This window comes from Candidatus Methylomirabilota bacterium (assembly GCA_035315345.1).
Taxonomy (GTDB): Bacteria; Methylomirabilota; Methylomirabilia; order Rokubacteriales; family CSP1-6; genus CAMLFJ01.
The window spans coordinates 78,270-94,969 of record DATFYA010000008.1; the positions used below are offsets into that span (position 1 = coordinate 78,270).

17 protein-coding genes are annotated in these 16,700 nt (G+C 68.4%); 8 read left to right on the plus strand and 9 right to left on the minus strand.

Annotation, left to right across the window (positions count from 1 at the left end):
* Positions 1 to 2: 2 nt before the first annotated feature.
* The 4 genes from VKN16_01160 to VKN16_01175 are packed head-to-tail and all read left to right on the plus strand — an operon-like array spanning position 3 to position 3,586.
* Entirely contained in the window at positions 3 to 941 is a 939-nt protein-coding gene (locus tag VKN16_01160; GenBank protein HME92808.1) for a sugar ABC transporter permease, read from the plus strand.
* 2 nt (positions 942 to 943) lie between these two features.
* Positions 944 to 1,801: a carbohydrate ABC transporter permease gene (locus VKN16_01165; GenBank protein HME92809.1), complete on the plus strand. Its 858-nt coding sequence runs from the start codon at positions 944 to 946 to the stop codon at positions 1,799 to 1,801.
* Between the two features lie 13 nt (positions 1,802 to 1,814).
* The gene (locus VKN16_01170) at positions 1,815 to 2,717 is read left to right on the plus strand and encodes a sugar ABC transporter permease (protein HME92810.1); all 903 of its coding nucleotides are present in this window, start codon (positions 1,815 to 1,817) and stop codon (positions 2,715 to 2,717) included.
* Complete coding sequence (locus tag VKN16_01175) at positions 2,714 to 3,586, plus strand: carbohydrate ABC transporter permease (protein ID HME92811.1); 873 nt, start codon at positions 2,714 to 2,716, stop codon at positions 3,584 to 3,586. Before VKN16_01170 ends, VKN16_01175 begins: the two co-directional genes overlap by 4 nt.
* On the opposite strand, the gene VKN16_01180 is transcribed toward VKN16_01175, so the two are convergent.
* Positions 3,558 to 4,622 carry a hypothetical protein gene (locus VKN16_01180; protein ID HME92812.1) on the minus strand — a complete coding sequence of 355 codons (1,065 nt, stop codon included), beginning with the start codon at positions 4,620 to 4,622 and terminating at the stop codon, positions 3,558 to 3,560. The genes VKN16_01175 and VKN16_01180 overlap by 29 nt on opposite strands.
* A gap of 124 nt (positions 4,623 to 4,746) precedes the next feature.
* Here VKN16_01180 and VKN16_01185 point away from each other — a divergent pair, with 124 nt between their 5' ends.
* Positions 4,747 to 5,199, plus strand: a complete 453-nt coding sequence (locus tag VKN16_01185) for a cupin domain-containing protein (GenBank protein HME92813.1) — start codon at positions 4,747 to 4,749, stop codon at positions 5,197 to 5,199.
* Positions 5,200 to 5,247: 48 nt separating this feature from the next.
* On the opposite strand, the gene VKN16_01190 is transcribed toward VKN16_01185, so the two are convergent.
* From VKN16_01190 to VKN16_01210, 5 genes are all read right to left on the minus strand, one after another.
* Complete coding sequence (locus VKN16_01190; protein ID HME92814.1) at positions 5,248 to 6,120, minus strand: carbohydrate ABC transporter permease; 873 nt, start codon at positions 6,118 to 6,120, stop codon at positions 5,248 to 5,250.
* Positions 6,110 to 7,096: a sugar ABC transporter permease gene (locus VKN16_01195; protein HME92815.1), complete on the minus strand. Its 987-nt coding sequence runs from the start codon at positions 7,094 to 7,096 to the stop codon at positions 6,110 to 6,112. The genes VKN16_01190 and VKN16_01195 overlap by 11 nt, the downstream gene beginning before the upstream one ends.
* Positions 7,093 to 8,424 (minus strand): extracellular solute-binding protein, encoded by a 1,332-nt coding sequence (locus tag VKN16_01200; protein HME92816.1) that lies wholly within the window; start codon positions 8,422 to 8,424, stop codon positions 7,093 to 7,095. Before VKN16_01200 ends, VKN16_01195 begins: the two co-directional genes overlap by 4 nt.
* Positions 8,425 to 8,678: 254 nt before the next feature.
* Positions 8,679 to 9,734, minus strand: a complete 1,056-nt coding sequence (locus VKN16_01205; protein HME92817.1) for a tartrate dehydrogenase — start codon at positions 9,732 to 9,734, stop codon at positions 8,679 to 8,681.
* Between the two features lie 12 nt (positions 9,735 to 9,746).
* The gene (locus VKN16_01210; protein ID HME92818.1) at positions 9,747 to 10,337 is read right to left on the minus strand and encodes a hypothetical protein; all 591 of its coding nucleotides are present in this window, start codon (positions 10,335 to 10,337) and stop codon (positions 9,747 to 9,749) included.
* Positions 10,338 to 10,807: 470 nt separating this feature from the next.
* Here VKN16_01210 and VKN16_01215 point away from each other — a divergent pair, with 470 nt between their 5' ends.
* On the plus strand, positions 10,808 to 11,203 hold the full coding sequence (locus tag VKN16_01215) for a cytochrome c (GenBank protein ID HME92819.1): 396 nt from the start codon (positions 10,808 to 10,810) through the stop codon (positions 11,201 to 11,203).
* Positions 11,204 to 11,218: 15 nt separating this feature from the next.
* Here the strand turns inward: VKN16_01215 and VKN16_01220 are convergent, their stop codons facing one another.
* The 3 genes from VKN16_01220 to VKN16_01230 all read right to left on the minus strand — a co-directional run bounded on the left by VKN16_01220 (position 11,219) and on the right by VKN16_01230 (position 14,057).
* Positions 11,219 to 13,300: an ATP-binding protein gene (locus tag VKN16_01220; protein ID HME92820.1), complete on the minus strand. Its 2,082-nt coding sequence runs from the start codon at positions 13,298 to 13,300 to the stop codon at positions 11,219 to 11,221.
* Positions 13,301 to 13,306: 6 nt separating this feature from the next.
* Complete coding sequence (locus VKN16_01225; protein ID HME92821.1) at positions 13,307 to 13,525, minus strand: hypothetical protein; 219 nt, start codon at positions 13,523 to 13,525, stop codon at positions 13,307 to 13,309.
* Positions 13,526 to 13,700: 175 nt separating this feature from the next.
* Positions 13,701 to 14,057 (minus strand): hypothetical protein, encoded by a 357-nt coding sequence (locus VKN16_01230; GenBank protein ID HME92822.1) that lies wholly within the window; start codon positions 14,055 to 14,057, stop codon positions 13,701 to 13,703.
* 295 nt (positions 14,058 to 14,352) lie between these two features.
* Here VKN16_01230 and VKN16_01235 point away from each other — a divergent pair, with 295 nt between their 5' ends.
* Together VKN16_01235 and VKN16_01240 are read left to right on the plus strand one after the other, a co-directional pair.
* Positions 14,353 to 15,285: a fumarylacetoacetate hydrolase family protein gene (locus tag VKN16_01235; GenBank protein HME92823.1), complete on the plus strand. Its 933-nt coding sequence runs from the start codon at positions 14,353 to 14,355 to the stop codon at positions 15,283 to 15,285.
* 86 nt (positions 15,286 to 15,371) lie between these two features.
* Positions 15,372 to 16,457 (plus strand): IS5 family transposase, encoded by a 1,086-nt coding sequence (locus VKN16_01240; GenBank protein HME92824.1) that lies wholly within the window; start codon positions 15,372 to 15,374, stop codon positions 16,455 to 16,457.
* Positions 16,458 to 16,700 lie beyond the last annotated feature (243 nt).

Sequence of the window (16,700 nt, forward strand, 5' to 3'; positions counted from 1 at the left end):
CCGTGGCGGTCGGGCCGCGCGTTCTCGAGGTCATCGGGGCCTCGGGCCCCGGTCGCCTCTCGCGTCTCCGCGAGTGGTGGGAGCAGGAGCACGTCTTCGGCTACGGCCTCATCGTGCCCGCGGTCGTGCTGCTGCTCGCCCTCGTCGCCTTCCCGTTCGGGATGGCGATCTACTTCAGCCTGTCCGACTACTGGGTCGGCTCCCCCGGCGCCTTCGTCGGGCTGGCGAACTACCGGGAGATCCTGTCCAACGAGACCTTCCGCCAGACCGTCCAGAACTCGTTCGTCTTCACCGGCATCGCGCTCACCTTGAAGATCGTCCTCGGGGTCTGGCTCGCCATGCTGCTGGCCCGGAGCCTACCGATGAAGCGGGTGATCCGCGGCATCGTGCTGCTGCCCTTCGTGATCCCGACCGCGCTGTCGACGCTGGCCTGGCTCTGGATGTTCGACTCGCTCTACAGCGTGGTGAACTGGACCGCGATCCGGCTGCACCTGATGAGCCCGCCCGGACCGAACTGGCTCGGACAGTCGACCTACGCGATGGCCGCGGTCATCGTCGTCAACGTCTGGCGCGGCCTGCCCTTCTTCGCGATCACCGTGCTGGCCGGGCTGATGGCCGTCCCGCGCGAGTATCTCGAGGCCGCCGAGGTGGACGGCGCCGGCTCGTGGGGCCGCTTCTGGCACGTCACCCTGCCCCTGCTGAAGCCGGTCCTCGCGGTGGTGATCCTCTTCTCCACGATCTTCACCTTCGGTGATTTCAACATCGTCCAGGTGCTGACCCGCGGCGGCCCGATCAACACCACCCACCTCTTCGCCACCCTCGCGTACCAGGTTGGACTGCAGGGGGGCAACCTCGGCCAGGGCGCGGCGATCTCGCTCTTCATCTTCCCGCTCCTGGCGCTGGTGGTCTTCTTCCAGCTGCGCTACATCCGGAGGGAGTAGAGATGGTGATCGCCAGGAGCCACCGGGCCCGCCTCCGCTCGAACCTCTTCGCGTACGCGAACCTGCTGCCGTACGTGTTCTTCGTGCTGTTCCCCTTCTATTTCATGGTGGTGACCTCGTTCAAGTCCAACGCCGAGCTCTACAACCTGCAGTCGATCCCCTTCTGGATCCAGACCGGCGCCATCCTCGACCATTACGCGCTGCTCTTCCAGAAGACCGACTTCGTGACCTGGATGAAGAACAGCCTGCTGGTGGCGGTGGTGGCCACCTCCGCCTCGGTGGTCATCTCGATCCTGGCCGGCTACAGCCTGGCCCGTCTGCGCTTCCGCGGCGCCGGCTCCTTCGGCACCGCGGTGTTCGTCACCTACCTGGTGCCGCCCACCCTGCTCTTCCTGCCGCTCTCGCAGGTGGTGGTCTGGCTCGGGCTCGCCGACTCGACCCTGGCCCTCATGGTCACCTATCCCACGTTCCTGGTCCCCTTCTGCACCTGGCTGCTCATGGGGTATTTCCGCACCATTCCGCGGGAAGTGGAGGAGTGCGCCCTGGTGGACGGGGCGACCCGCATGCAGACGCTCTGGCGGGTGGTGCTGCCGATGGCGGTGCCCGGGATCATCTGCGCGGTGCTCTTCAGCTTCACGCTCTGCTGGAACGAGTTCACCTACGCCCTGACCTTCATCTCCCAGTCCGCGCACAAGACCGCGGTGGTGGGCGTCACCTCGGACCTCATTCGCGGCGACATCTATTTCTGGGGCTCGCTGATGGCCGGGGCGCTGCTCGCCAGCATCCCGATCGTGATCATCTACGTCCTGTTTCTCGACTACTACGTCTCCGGCCTGACCGCTGGCGCCGTCAAGGGATAGCGCCGCCGTCGGGATGCGCTCTCGGCGCCGCGCGGCCGTGCGGCGGCGGCGCGAGATCGGGCTGGCCTACCTCCTGCTCGCCCCGACCGTCCTGCTGATCGGCGGCGTCCTCGCCTACCCGCTGGCCTGGGAGATCTGGGCGAGCTTCACCAGCCTGTCGCCGCAGCAGGATGGGACGGCCACGTTCGTCGGACTCGACAACTACCGCCACCATCTCGCGGATCGACAGTTCTGGGTCGCGGCGGCGGTCACGGTGGCCCACGCGGCGGTGACGACCGTCGCCAAGCTCGTGCTGGGCCTCGGGTTCGCCCTGCTGCTCGCCCGCCCGTTTCGGGGACGGGCGCTGGTGTTCCTCGCCGTCTTCCTGCCCTGGGCCTACCCGGCCAGCGTCAGCGTGATCGGCTGGTACTGGACGCTCAGCCCGCCGATCACGACCGCCTACAGCGTGTTCATGGGAACGTTGAAGTACGCGGTCGACAACGCGCTCGGGACCGGCGCCTGGGCCTTCCTCAGCGTGACGCTCTTCAACATCTGGCGGGGCAGCTCGTTCATCGGCGTGCTGCTGCTGGCCGGCATCAACGCGGTCCCGCCCGAGCTGTTCGAGTACGCGACGCTCGAGTCGAAGAGCGCGTGGCAGCGCTTCTGGGCAGTGACGGTGCCCCTGCTCCGGCCCTTCCTGGCGCTCGGCGTCTTCCTGTCGCTTACGACCGGATTCGCCGACCTGGCCAATGTCTGGATGCTGACCGCGGGGCGGATCATCTTCCCGGTCATCGGCACCCAGGCGTACTGGCTCGCGATCGGCGCGGGGCAGCTCGGGCCCGCGTCCGCCCTGTCCCTGCTGCTCGTGCCGTTCCTCCTCGCGGCGCTGGTGGTGCTCTTCCGGCTCTTCGAGCCGCCGGACCGGGAGGCCGCGTGAGAGCGTCCCGCGGGTGGCGTCGGCTCGGCCGGGGCGGCCTCGTGCTGCTGGTGGTGGTGTACTGCCTCTTCCCGATCTACTTCGTCCTCGTGCAGTCCCTGAAGTCGGCCGAGGAGGACATCTTCGGCAACCCGCTGATCGTCCTCCACCCCACCTTCGAGAACTTCGAGGAGCTGTTCGTGCCGAGCGGCAAGCCGCGCAGCTTCGTCGGGACCGTCCTGCGCCGCAACTATCCGTTCTTCGTGTGGCTCGAGAACACGATCGTGGTCTTCACCGGCACCATCGTCATCACGCTCCTGATCGCGGTGGCCGCGGCGTACGCTCTCGGCCGTCTCCGGCCCCCGGGCTTCCGGTGGTGGCGGCGGGTGATCTTCGCGACCTACGTGATCCCCCAGACCATCCTGTTCGTGCCGCTCTACCACGTCGTCAACGCCCTGGGCCTCGACGACAATCTCCTGGTCCTGGTGCTCGTCTACCCCACCACCGCGCTGCCCTTCTGCGTCTGGATGCTGTCGGTCTACTTCCAGCACCTGCCCCGCGAGATCGAGGACGCGGCCCTGATCGAAGGGGCGAGCCGGGCCACCGCCTTCTTCCGGATCATCCTGCCTCTCAGCCGGCCGGTGCTGGTGGCCGCCGGCATCTTCACGCTCGGCACGATCGCGAGCGACTTCACCATCGCCTCGGTCTTCCTCCTGAGCGACATCAATCAGACCATCCCGGCCGGGCTCGGCACCATGGAGGTGGCGCTCGACGAGCTGCTGGCGGTGGCCGGGATCAACCTGATGGCCATCCCGATCGTGGTGATCTCGGCCTGCTTCGCGCGCGGCTACGTCCGGGGCCTCACCGCGGCGATGGTGGAGGGGGCCTGAGGGAGGGCCGGATGCGGATGACGCGGTGGAGCGCGTTCTCGGCCACGAAGACATCGCCGGCCTCGCTCACCGCGATGCCCTCCGGGTCTCCCAGGTGGCGCGCGACGACGCTCACCCCCCCTTCCGGCGACACGCGGAAGACCTGCCGGATGTGGAACCCGCTGCTGACGAAGACGCTGCCGTCTGGTCCCACCGTCATGTGCGTGCGTTGGTAGTGGCCGGAGGGCAGCCGGGCTAGCAGCCGGAGCGTGTGGTCGGGCGTGAGCCGAAGCAGCTGGCCTACCGAATCGAGGAACAGGAGGTCGCCGGCCGGCATCGCGGCCACCGAGATGAAGCGGTAGAGGGGCTCGGCGCCGCGGGGCGCCCCCGCGCTGCCCGGCAGGACCGGCGGGATCAAATCGAAGCGTCGGGGCAGCGGGCTCTCCTCGTGCGGGTCGACGCGCAGCACCACCGGCCCGTGGTACGCGCCGTCGGCGAGACCGTCCAGGCTCGGCGGTGGGGGCGTCTCGGAGCGCTGCTGCACCTCGGGGCTCGCGTAGTCGAGCACCACCAGCCGCCCGCCCCGGTCGAACGCGAGCGTGGATCCGCCCAGCAGGTGGTTGAGGCCGATCCCGAACAGGCTCAGGCGCCCGCGGGGGCTCAGCCGGTAGACGCGATTGCCGTTTTCCTCTCCCATGAAGAGGTCGCCCGAGCGCGGATCCACCGCGAGGCTTCCGAAGGCGACCTGTCGCGGCTCGCTCGCGAAGGGCACCACCATCCGCGGCGCGCGCGAGAGGTCCAGCGGCAGCGCGCCCGGGTCGAGCCGGTAGATTTCCGCGGCCGCGTCACCTCGCCAGCCGTGGCTCAGGATCACCAGGCGACCGGAGGCGTCGAGGGCGACCTGGATCGGGCGCGGCACGCCGGCGACCACCACCTCGGCGCGATACGCGGGGTCGACCTCGATGGCCGGCTCGGCGGGGAGTGACGACACGAGCAGCCCGCACAGGGCGGCCACAACACCGACGCCGAGCCCGGCTCGCCACGTCAGCCTTGACATATCCGCGCGCCGGGTGCTAGTGTCCGCCCGTCGTGGTCGTCGGTCGACGGCGGCCGCGGTTGTGGCAATCTGCAGCGCATTTCCTGATCAAACGTCCACGTCCTCCACAGCGGGAGGTGAACTGATGATCTCGCGATCCTGTGTCCTGCTCACCCTGGTCGTCCTCCTGGCGGGTTTCGGGGCCGACACGGCCGTGGCCCAGAGCGACAAGGCTCCGAAGGGCATCAAGGCCAGCAGCCTGGTCACGTCGCTGGGCGCCTTCAAGGACACCGTCAACGTGCCGGTGGTCGTCACCGGTGCCACCGTGGAGCTCGAGCCGGGCGGGCAAACCGGACGTGAGCAGTTCCGCGTCCCCACCTACGTCTACGTGCTCGAGGGCACCCTCACCACGGACTACGATGACGGCCCCGTCGGCATCAAGGGCTCGCAGTACCACGCGGCCGGCCAGTCGTTCATGGACCGGGGCGGGTGGTGGCACAACCATCTGAACCGGACGGACAAGCCGGTGAAGTATCTGATCCTCCACCTGGGATACCCCGGCGAGCCCAATCCGGTGCGCAAGGCCGAGCCCGAGTAGGGCGCACCCGCATCGTTCGGCGCGCGGCGGCCGGTCGGCCGCCGCGCCCTACTTGCCCACCCCGCCGGTGATCCCCTGGATGAAGCGATCCAGGAAGAAGTTGTAGAGGATCGCCACCGGCAGCCCGACCAGCAGGGCGGCCCCCATCAGCGAGCCCCAGTAGTACACGTCGCCCCGGATCAATTCCGTGGGCACGCCCACCGGCACCGGCTTCTGGTCTCCGGGGGCCACGAAGGCGAGGCCGTAGAGGAAGTCCTGCATCGATAGCGTGAAGGCGAAGATCACCGCGGTGAGCACGCCCGGCACGCTCACCGGCAAAACGACCCGCAGGAAGGCGCCCAGGAAGCCGCAGCCGTCTACCCGGGCCGCCTCCTCCATCTCCATCGGGACCGTCTTGAAGAAGCCCATCATGAGCCAGGTGCAGAACGGGATCGTGAAGGTCGGGTACACCACCACCAGTGCCCACCACGAGTCCTGCAGCCCGAGCGAGGCCACCACCCGCGAGAGCGGGATGAACAGGATGATGGGCGGCACCAGGTAGCTCATGAAGATCCCGATCCCGGTATTCTCCGCGCCGGGCAGCCGCAGCCGGGCCAGCGCGTAGCCGGCCGGCACCGCGGTCAGCAGCGTGATGACCGCGACCCACGCCGAGATCGTCATCGTGTTGATGATCCAGGCCCCGTAGTTGGTCTGGTAGAAGAGGGTCTTGAAGTGCTCCATGGTCGGGGCCAGGTTGAACCAGAACGGGATGTTGTCCATCCGGTACAGGTCCGGGTCCTGCTTGAAGGCGGTGATGGCCATCCAGTAGATGGGAAACACCGCGATCACCACGAACGGGATGACGCCGAGGTAGATCAACACGTGCCGGCGCCACTCCTTCTGCCGCGCCGTCCGGGGTCGGGCCAGGATGCTAGTACTCACGGCGCTTCAGATTCCGCAGAAAGATGAACATGGCGGGAGCGAGGAGCGGGACCAGGAACAGGGCGACGGCGGCGCCGCGTCCGAGGTTTCCGGCCTGGATCCCGACCTGGTAGGCGAGCACGGGCAGGATCTGGGTCGCGTTGCCCGGGCCACCCTGGGTCAGGATGTAGACGACCGAGAGGTCGGACAGGGTGAAGACAGTGTCGAAGAGGAAGCCGACCATGAGGATGGGAAAGATCATCGGCACCACCACGTTGCGGAAACTCTGGAAGAACGTGCAGCCGTCCACCTTGGCCGCGTCCAGTACCTCGTTCGGCACCGAGGTGAACCCAGCGAGCAGGACGATGGCCGAGAACGGGAAGGTGCGCCAGACGTTCACGAGGATGCAGGCGAGCAGGGCGAGCCGCGGGTCACCGAGCCACACCGGCCAGGCGTCGGTCCCGTATTGTCCGATGAGCCCCACCCGGCTGAGCACCCAGTTGAACACGCTGAACTGGGAGTCGTACATCCACTTCCAGCCGAGCACGCTGATGGCGACCGGCAGGGTGAAGGGAATCACCACGAGCGCGCGGACGAGCTTCTTGCCGCGGAAGTTCTGGAGCAGGAGGAACGCCAGGCTCGTGCCGAGGATGCTCTTGAGAATCGCGGCCACCACGAAAAAGACCACGCTGTTCCGCAGCGCGATCCAGAACGTGTCCATCTCCAGTGCGGCCTTGAAGTTCTCGAGGCCGACGAAGCCGGCGACCTGCTCTCCCACGTTCGCGTCGCTGACCGCCAGGTAGAGCGAAAACAGGAACGGCACCGCCACCAGCAGGGACACGTACAGGGCGGCCGGGGCGAGCAGGGCATATCCGAAGCCGAGCCGGCGGGCGCTCTGGGTCCGGAACCATCCACCCGCCCGGGGAACGGCCTCCAGAGAAACAGCGACCCGGGCGCTCTTCGCGCCCGGGTCGCCGGCCTGAGCGCTCGGTGTCATGCGCGCTTGTGCTTGGCGAAGATCCGCTGATACTCGCCCAGGCCCCACTTGATGGTGTCCTCGACGCTCTGGCCCCGGGCCACCCGCGTGAAGATGTCCGGAAGCACATAGAGGTTGGCCACCTCCTGGATCTGGGTCGTATACGGGCCGGGATGGCCGAAGAAGGCCACGATCTTCGGGAAATCCTGGAGCACTTGCAGTTTCGGGTCAGTGCCGAGCACCGGCATCGGCTTCTGAGCGGTGTCGTTCAGGAACGGCATGTTGTAGCCGGTGCTCTCGATCATGCCCTGCTTGTCGTTGTCCATGAGGTGGACAAGGAACTCCTTGGCCGCGGCCTGGTTCTTGGAGAACTTCCACGCCATGAACACGTTCGGGGCGGCCACGCTCACCCGCTTGCCTCCCGGGCCGGCCGGCTCCATTCCGACGTAAGCGTTCTTGAACACGGAAGGGTTCGTGCTCTCGGTGGTCCGGTAGGCCGAGATCGCGTCGTGGATCCAGCACGCGATGCCGGAGGCCAGGTAGCGGTTGTCGGAGGCGTCGTCCCAGGAGAACACCTCCGGGGTCATGCCTTCGTCGAAGAGGGCCTTGGCGAACTTCAGGGCCTCGCGCATCTCCTTGGAGTCGATGGTGGGATTCTCGCCGGACGCGTCGGTCTCGCTCCCGCCGAAGCTGAACAGGAGCGACCGCCAGTTGAGGTTGGCGTCGTTGCAGTGGGAGAGCTGGATACCGGTCGGGTGTCCCTTGGCCTTGAGCGTCCGCGCGGCAACCCGCGCTGCCTCCCAGGTGTCGGGCGGCTTGAGCCCGGCCTGGTCGAAGAGGTCCTTCCGCCACAGCATGGGCAGGAGGATGTAGTACAGGGGGATGGCATAGATCCGGCCCTCGACCTCGATCGGCGACTTTGCGGCCGGGATCCATCCGCCGTGCTTCTTGCCGAGCTGTTCGTAGATGTCGGTGAGGTCCACGAGGTTCTTGAAGTAGATCCGCGTGAGAATGGTGGCGCCGTTGAAGATGAGATCGTGGCCCGCCCCCGCGGCGAACTCCGCGGCCATCCGGGCCGGGATCTCGAGGTGGGGGATGTGGTCGACGCGCACCTTCACCCCGTTCTTCTCCCCCCAATCGGCCGCGAACTTGTCGAACCAGGTGTCGTAGGCGGGGATGAAATGGCTCCAGGTGAGGATGCGCAGGTTGCTGCCCTTGATCTGGGCCGGAGCCTGCCGGGCAGCCAGCATGGTGGCCAGCGACCCGCCGGCCAACCCCAGGCCGGTGGTGCGGACGAACTGGCGACGAGTCACCGAGAATCGAGCACGATCGTGAGCGGATGGAGTCATGCGCTCTACCTCCTGATAGAGAGGCCGACGGTCGGGAACGGTGAGTAGCGTCGTACTGTCGGAAGTAACCTCCAAGCGGGCGGTGCGCCCGCCGACTACAGCAGCCCAGGATCGGAAACGGAAGCCCGGATCGTGACGGGGCCCAGGGGGGGCCCCTCGTCCCCACCGCATACGTGGGATTACGAGGGGGGTACCACTCTCACAGGGAGGTTGTCAAGCAGGGACTGCTCGGAGCCCCTCGAACCGACGATCCTTCAGATCAGCTGGGCGATCGCCCGCCCCACGTCCGCGGTGGTGGCGGTGCCTCCGAGGTCCCGGGTGAGTCCCTTACCGCCTTCCACCAGCCGCTCGATCGCGGCCACCACCGCGGCGGCCGCCTCGGGATGGCCGAGATGCTCGAGCATCATGGCGCCGGTCCAGATCTGGGCGATCGGGTTGGCGATGCCCTTGCCGGCGATGTCGGGGGCCGAGCCGTGCACCGGCTCGAACATGGAGGGATATTCCTTCTCGGGATTGATGTTGCCGCCCGGGGCGATCCCGATCGACCCGGCGATGGCCGGCCCCAGGTCGGACAGGATGTCGCCGAAGAGGTTCGAGGCCACGACCACGTCGAACCAGTCCGGGTGCTGGACGAAGTGGGCGGTCAGGATGTCGATGTGGTACTGGCTCGTCTTCACGTCGGGGTAGCTCCGGGCCATGGCCGCGAAGCGCTCGTCCCAGTACGGCATGCTGTGGATGATGCCGTTGGACTTCGTGGCCGAGGTGACCTGTCGGCGCGGGCGCTTCCGGGCCAGCTCGAACGCGTAGCGCAGAACGCGGTCGCAGCCTCGGCGCGTGAACACCGCCTGCTGCACCGCCAGCTCGTGCGGGGTGTCACGGTAGAGGCGGCCGCCGATCTCCGAGTACTCGCCCTCGTTGTTCTCGCGCACGATCATCATGTCGATGTCGGACGGGCCCCGCCCGGCGAGCGGCGAGCGCACCCCGCGCAGGAGCCGCACCGGGCGCAGGTTCACGTACTGATGGAACTCGCGCCGGATCGGGATCAGCAGGCCCCAGAGCGACACGTGGTCGGGCACGCCGGGAAAGCCCACCGCGCCCAGGTAGATGGCGTCGAAGGGCCGGAGCTGCGCGAGGCCGTCCTCGGGCATCATGCGCCCGGTGCGCGTGTAGGATTCGCAGCTCCAGTCGAACTGCGTCCACACGAAGTCCACCCCGAAGCGGCGGCCGGCCGCCTCGAGCACCCGCATGCCTTCCGGAAGCACTTCCTTGCCGATCCCGTCGCCGGGAATGACCGCGATCCGGTGCGTCATGCCAGAGCCTCCTCAACGCTGAGAGATGATGACCTGGGGGCCGCCCCGTCCCGGCACCCGCAGCTCGCTTCCGCCGAAGCCGGCCCGGGGCAACATCCCGTCCAGCTCGGCGAAGGTGTAGGCGTCCCCGGCCGGCGTGGAGCATAGCATCACCAGGCTGAACATGGCGGCGTGAGGCGGCGTCCCGCGTCCCTCGTCGGGCACGAAGTCCGCGGCGGCCGCCACGCCCGCCGGCGATCCGCGATCGAGGAAGCGCGCAGAGTCGGCGGTCAGCGCGTAGCGATCGCCGCGCTTGGTGAGGAAGCCGGCCACCGTCAGGTAGTCGCAGAGGATCCGGGTGCCCCGCGGCGAGGCGCCATACCACGTGGCCAGCGTCGCCGCCGTCTCGTCGCTCCGGCCGATGGCGGTGAACAGGTCCAGGTCGAGCGCGCCCTTGACCGCGGCGCTGCGCTGATACGCGGTGCAGCGCCCCCATGAACGCGTCCGGCGACGGCGCGACCGGGGCGGGCGGGCCCGCCGCCTCGTCGACGAGGCGGACGATCTCGGCCGGCCGCAGATGCATCCGCAGCACGCCCTGGCCCGCGGCCGGCGCGATCGGCGCACTCGCGGAGGGCCACGCCACTCTTGGCCATCGCGACCCGCGCGTTGCCGTCACGGCTGGTCCGCACCGCGATCAGCCCGGACAGCGTCGGCTCGTGCCCGACGCACAGGAGCGTGTCCGCGGTCACCCGCGAGAGCCCGACGAGGATCGACGCCGGATGCGCGCGGTCGCCGAGCAGATCCGTCGGCTCGGGGGCCGGGCGATCGCCGAAGGTGCGGGCGGTGATCGCGGCGGTCTCGCGAGCGCGCGCGAGCGGGCTGGTCAAGATGCGGTCGGGCCTCGGCCACCCGCGCGTGCTCACGCCGGCCCGCGTCGGTCAGCGGCCGATCGCGGTCGTCCGGCCAACAGCGCGGATCCGCGTCCCCCGCGTCGGCATGGCGCATCACGACGAGACGCCTGCCGTCTACTATCGCACGGTCGCGCCGCCCATTTCCTTGCCTCGTCGGGACCTTCGGCCTACTCTGATGGCTCGATGAGAGCGAAGTGGATGCTCGTCGTGTTCGGGCCGGCGCTCCTCATGCTGGTCGGCAGCATCCTCGTGATGCTCTTCGTCCCGCACCCGGTGCCCAAGACCGCCACCGGCGGTCAGCGCCTCTACCTGACCTACTGCGCGACGTGCCACGGCGCCAACGGCCACGGGTCGTGGCGGGCGTGGCTCTTCTTGATGCGGCCCGGCGATCTCGCCGACCCGCGTCTGGTGGACTCCCTCTCCGACGACTACGTGATCATGCTGATCAAGAACGGCGGCGCCACCCTCGGCAAGCCGGGGATGCCCGCCTTCGGCTATCACCTCACGGATGAGCAGGTCCGCGAGACGGTGCGCTACCTGCGCACGCTGCCTCGGCCGGAGAAGGCGGGGAAGGGGTAGGAGGCGGGCCCGAGCTCAGGCGCGCGGACGGATGTCCGCCATCGTCTGGCTCAGCACCGCCTTGTCGAAGGGCTTGGTGATCACGAAGTTCACCCGGCCGCGCTCCTCGCGGGTGACGTCGGTCTCGCCCCACCCGGTGATGAGCCCCACCGGCAGCCGCGGCCAGCGCGACTGGATGCTGCGCGCGACGTCCCAACCAGTCATCTCGGGCATCCCGAGATCGCTGATCACCACGTCTACCAGCTCGGGGTTCGACTCGAGGTAGGACAGGCCCTCGCGGCCGCCGGGCGCCTGGGTCACCGAGTGCCCCTGCTCCTCCAGCATCTCGGCGAGCGTGCTGCGCACCTGCAGCTCGTCGTCGATGACCAGGATGCGCAGCGGCACCGCCGCCTTCACGGCGGGCGCCGCCGACTTTCTGGCCACCTGAGCCGCCGCGGACGCGCTGGGCAGGCTGACCTCGACCGTAGTGCCCTGGCCCTCCGCGCTCTCCACGGTCAGCGTGCCGCCGTAGCGCTGCACGGTGCCGTAGGCCACGCTGAGCCCGAGGCCGGTGGCCTTCGGCCCCTTGGTGGTGAAGAACGGCTCCAGCGCGCGGCGCCGGATCTCCTCGGGCATGCCCGCCCCGGTATCGGAAACCGAGCAGTACACGCGCTCGTCGTGGGTCCAGGTCTTGAGGGTGATGCGCCCGGTCTGGCTGATCGAATCGGCCGCGTTCAGCAACAGGTTCATCAGGACCTCGCGCAGCGGAGCGGGCTCGCCCACCGCGGCGCCGATGACGCCCGGATCCACCACCACCTCGATCCGGCTGCCGCGCAGCTGCGCCTCGTCCTGCCAGCGCGGGCGGGTGAGCTCCACCACCTCCTGCACCAGCTGGTTGAGGTCGATCGCGACCGCGTCGGACACCGGCTGCACCCGGCTGAACCGCTGCACCCGGCGCACCACCTCGGCGCCGTCCTGGGCGGTGCGCTGGATGATCTCGAGCGAGCGCCGCACGCTCGCCTCCTCGACCTTGCCCAGCAGCAGCTCGACCCGCCCGAGGATCACCGCGAACAGGTTGTTGAGATGGTGCGCCATCCCGGAGGAGAGCTGGCCCATCGCGCGCAACGTCTCGCCGCGCACCAGCTGGGTCTGGGTGGACTTGAGGTCGTCCACCACGGTCTGCAGCCGCTGGGCCGACGTCTGCGCCTCCTCGAGCAGGCGCGAGTTGTCGACCGCGTAGCCGATGTAGGTCATCAGCGCGTTCAGGAAGTGCAGGTCGGTGGAGCTGAACGGGGGCGGCCGCAGCGCGTCCGACATCGCGTGCTCGCGCTTCTTGGCCATGTTGATCACCCCGAGCACGCGGTCGCCGACCCGGATCGGCATGCAGATGAACGAGCCGTTGCCGTACTGCGGATCGTTGGCCTTGTTGAAGCGGGGATCGGTGGCGATGTCGTCCACCAGCACCGGCTCGCCCATCTCCACCACCTTGCCCGCGATGCCCTCGCCGACCTTGACCTCCACCGCCGGGACCACGTCGTCGGGAATTCCGCGGGAGGCGGCCAGCTTCAGCACGGTCCGGTCGCGATCGAGGATCATGATCGAGCCCACGGTGGCGCGCACCGCGCGCATCGTCGACTGCAGTACCAGCCCCAGCAGGTCCTGGATGCGCGGGATGCGGGCGGCCAGCTCCACCATCTCGTTGAGCGTGCCGAGCTTGAAGACCAGGTCCTCGAGGCGCTGGGTGGAGGTCTTCAGATCTTCCAGCATGTGGTAGAACGCGTCGCGCACCTGCCCGATCTCGGTGACCTCGCCGAGCCCCGGCACCGCGCCGGTCCGCTCGACCTGGCGGAGCGTCTCCGCCTTGGCCTCGGCGGGAGCCATGAAGCCCTGAGCGAGCAGCGAGATCTGGGCCATCATCCGGCGGAAGACGACGAAGCCGAGGATGGACATCGCGACCGCGGCGAGGAGACCGACCTGGGCCTCGGTGTTGCGGAGGAGGTCGTGCCGCGAGAAGAGGTAGACGAAGAGGAGGATCGGCAAGAGCGCCGACAGCGCGAAGACCACCGAGGCCGCCTCGCGGAGGCTCATGCTGCGCGGACGACGCTGACCCTGCTTCATGTCTCTCTACCTTATTTTCTGGATCTCGACGGCCACCAGCCGATCACGCTCCTGCCGCACGGTGATCCGCACCCGGTCGCCGCGCCGCAGGTCGGCGGCGTCGAGGAGCCCGGGCGTCTCCGCGTACAGAGCCATCGACTGCATCTCGTCCATGAAGCCGGGCACCGCATCGTGCTTCACCAGCATGAGTGCATCGGGCCCCCGCGCCTCGAAGACCCCGGTCACCCGGTAGAGCCCGCGGCCCGGAAATGCGGCCCGGTAGCTCCCCCAGATGCCGGCGGCGAAGCCGGCGAGCAGCAGGAGGAAGAGAGCGGGGACGGCTGCCCGCCGGAGCGTTATCGCTGGATCTCACGCATCGGCGCCACGCTCCGACTCGCGCGCGTGACGCCGGACGGGCGACCTACTCGAGTTCTTCGACCGGAGGGACCTTGCCGGCCACGTGCTCCGGAGTGAGGACCCAGGTTCCGCCGCAGCCTTCCTTGAACGTGGCGACCGCGGCGCGATAGCCGGAGCCGAAGGTGAGCAGCATGACGCCGGCGCTCGCGATGCTGCCGAGGCCGCAGACGATCGCCTTGCCCGGCACGTACACGACGTTCAGGAAGCCGGCCCCGACGCGGTCGGAGTCGGCGACGTCCGCGTCGACCGGAGCGGTCGAGGGCTCGGCGGCCTGCACCATCGCGACCCGCGACAGCAGCGGGCCCGTCAGCGCCATCACCGCGACGAGCAGCGCGCACAACCCCTTCGTGGCAACCCGCATGATGTGTCTCCTCTTGTGCCGGCGTGTGTTCCCGGCGACGTTCACGACGACGCGGTCGTCAACATGCACGCCTCTAAGATACCCGAACTGAATATCTGGACCTACATCGCGCGACCGCTCCGGCCCGCCCCGGCTCCTCGGGCTCGCGCAGCGCACCCGCGGGCAAAACCACTGAATTATCTTGGGAATCAACGGCTTGAGCCCCCTCGACATCGCGTGGCGCCGGTCGTAGACTCTCTGCGTGCCGGCCAACGACGCGTAGCTCGGACCGCCCCTCAGTGCAAGGAGACCGCCCATGAAGATCGTCCGCTTCTCTCAGAATGGTCATGCCCCCCGCCTCGGCTGCTACCTCGGACAGGACCGTATCGCGGATCTCGAGGCGAGCGCCACTGCGTTCCTGGCCTCGAAGGGCGTCGTGCGGGCGGCCACCATCGCGTCGGCGCTCTTCCCCGCCGACAGCACCCGCGGCTTCCTCGAAGGCGGCAGCGCGAGTCAGGACATGCTGTCCTCGATGATGGACACGGCCCGCGGCGGCAAGTTCCAGCCCGTGGCCTTCCCCGCCGCGTCGGTTCGGCTGCACGCGCCCATCGCGGATCCCGGCAAGTTCATCTGCATCGGGCTGAACTACAAGGACCACGCGGCCGAGACCAACAATCCCGCGCCCAAGGAGCCGCCGGTCTTCCCCAAGTGGGCGAACGCGATCCAGGACCCGGGCGAGCCCATCCTGCGCCCCCGGGGCGAGAAGACCCTCGACTGGGAGGTGGAGCTCGGGGTGGTGATCGGCCGGACCGCACGCTTCGTCAAGCGCGAGCAGGCGCTCGACTACGTGTACGGCTACACGATCATCAACGACGCGAGCGCGCGTGACTTCCAGTTCCACACGAGCCAGTGGGGCGCGGGCAAGGCGGGGGATACGCTCGCCCCGGTCGGTCCCTACATCGCGGACCGGGCCGAGATTCCGGATCCGCACGTGCTCGACCTGAAGACCTGGGTCAACGGCACGTTGATGCAGAACGGCTCCACCCGGAACTTCATCTTCGACGTGGGCTACATCATCCAGTACCTGACCAACTTCATGACGCTGTCGCCGGGTGACCTCATCGCCACCGGGACCCCCGCCGGCGTGGGATTCTCGCGCAAGCCGCAGATCACGCTGCAGCCGGGCGACACGGTCAAGCTGGAGATCACGGGGCTGGGCGTGCTCGAGAACACCGTGAAGGATGCCTAGCAGGATGCGGAAAAACTCGACTTTTGATGGTCGAGTCGATTGAGGAGTCGGCTACGATGCGCGTAACTCACGTCGAGGAGGCGCGCATGCGGGGCGACGATCACCAACAGGCCGCGATGTGGAGCTACATTTCGCCAGAGCAGCGAGTGCCGGCCGACCATCCACTGCGCCCGATTCGAAGGATGGTGGATGCGATCTTGGCCGACTTGTCCCCGGAATTCGCCACGCTCTACGCCCCGGTGGGCCGGCCGTCGATCCCGCCCGAGAAACTGTTGCGGGCCCTGCTGCTGCAGGTGCTCTACAGCACGCGCAGCGAGCGGCTGCTGATGGAGCAGCTGGACTACAACCTGCTCTTCCGCTGGTTCGTCGGGCTGAACCTGGATGATCCCATCTGGGACGCCACGGTGTTCACGAAGAATCGGGAGCGCCTCTTGGCCGGGGACATCGCCCAGGCCTTCTTTGCGCGCGTCCTGGCGCAGGCCCGGCAGCGCGGGCTGCTGTCCGACGAGCACTTCACCGTCGACGGCACCCTGATCGAGGCCTGGGCGAGTCTCAAGAGCTTCAAGCGGAAGGACGCGGCGGGCGGGCCGCCGCCCGACGACCCCGGCAATCCGACGGTGGACTTCCACGGCGAGCGGCGCAGCAACGTCACCCACGTCTCGACGACGGATCCGGACGCCCGGCTGACCAAGAAGGCGCGGGGCCACGAGGCCAAGCTCGCCTACCAGGGGCACGTCCTGATGGAAAATCGGCACGGCTTGGCGGTCGACGGCTGCGTGACCCGGGCGAGTGGCTACAGTGAGCGCGCCGCGGCCTTGGAGATGCTCGGCCACGTGGCGACCACCCACCGGGTGACGGTCGGCGCCGACAAAGGCTATGACACGCGGGACTTCGTCGAGGCCCTCCGGCTGCTCGCGGTGACGCCGCACGTTGCCCAGAACACGTCGACGCGGTCGAGTGCGATCGATCAGCGCACCACGCGCCACGCCGGCTACGAGCTGAGCCAATGGAAACGCAAGCGCGTGGAGGAGATCTTCGGGTGGCTCAAGACGGTCGGGCTGCTGCGCAAGACGCGCCATCGCGGCCGACGCCGCGTGAACTGGATGTTCGTCTTCGGGCTGGCCGTCTATAACCTGGTACGGATCCGCAACCTGGCCGAGGCCACCGGATGAGTGCCGGCGCGGCCCCGCGGGGTCCACACGGCTCGATGCCGCCGCAAACGCCGCCGGGGGACCTCCTCGGCAACACCTTGAGCCCAACGAATATGTCTCTTTCACCCGATTTTTCCGCATCCTGCTAGACGGTAGACCCGTGGCCCGGGACGGTCAAGCTCGAGTCGAACGGCATTGACACGGTTTCGCCGGTTTCACATACTGCCTGCACTCTACGCAGGTGATCGTCCGGCGCTCGGGGGC

Coding starts and splice junctions, on each gene's coding strand:
- VKN16_01165 (HME92809.1), top strand. CDS start 944: ATGGTGATCGCCAGGAGCCACCGGGCCCGCCTCCGCTCGAACCTCTTC.
- VKN16_01170 (HME92810.1), top strand. CDS start 1,815: ATGCGCTCTCGGCGCCGCGCGGCCGTGCGGCGGCGGCGCGAGATCGGG.
- VKN16_01180 (HME92812.1), bottom strand. CDS start 4,622: ATGTCAAGGCTGACGTGGCGAGCCGGGCTCGGCGTCGGTGTTGTGGCC.
- VKN16_01185 (HME92813.1), top strand. CDS start 4,747: ATGATCTCGCGATCCTGTGTCCTGCTCACCCTGGTCGTCCTCCTGGCG.
- VKN16_01195 (HME92815.1), bottom strand. CDS start 7,096: ATGACACCGAGCGCTCAGGCCGGCGACCCGGGCGCGAAGAGCGCCCGG.
- VKN16_01200 (HME92816.1), bottom strand. CDS start 8,424: ATGACTCCATCCGCTCACGATCGTGCTCGATTCTCGGTGACTCGTCGC.
- VKN16_01205 (HME92817.1), bottom strand. CDS start 9,734: ATGACGCACCGGATCGCGGTCATTCCCGGCGACGGGATCGGCAAGGAA.
- VKN16_01215 (HME92819.1), top strand. CDS start 10,808: ATGAGAGCGAAGTGGATGCTCGTCGTGTTCGGGCCGGCGCTCCTCATG.
- VKN16_01220 (HME92820.1), bottom strand. CDS start 13,300: ATGAAGCAGGGTCAGCGTCGTCCGCGCAGCATGAGCCTCCGCGAGGCG.
- VKN16_01230 (HME92822.1), bottom strand. CDS start 14,057: ATGCGGGTTGCCACGAAGGGGTTGTGCGCGCTGCTCGTCGCGGTGATG.
- VKN16_01235 (HME92823.1), top strand. CDS start 14,353: ATGAAGATCGTCCGCTTCTCTCAGAATGGTCATGCCCCCCGCCTCGGC.
- VKN16_01240 (HME92824.1), top strand. CDS start 15,372: ATGCGGGGCGACGATCACCAACAGGCCGCGATGTGGAGCTACATTTCG.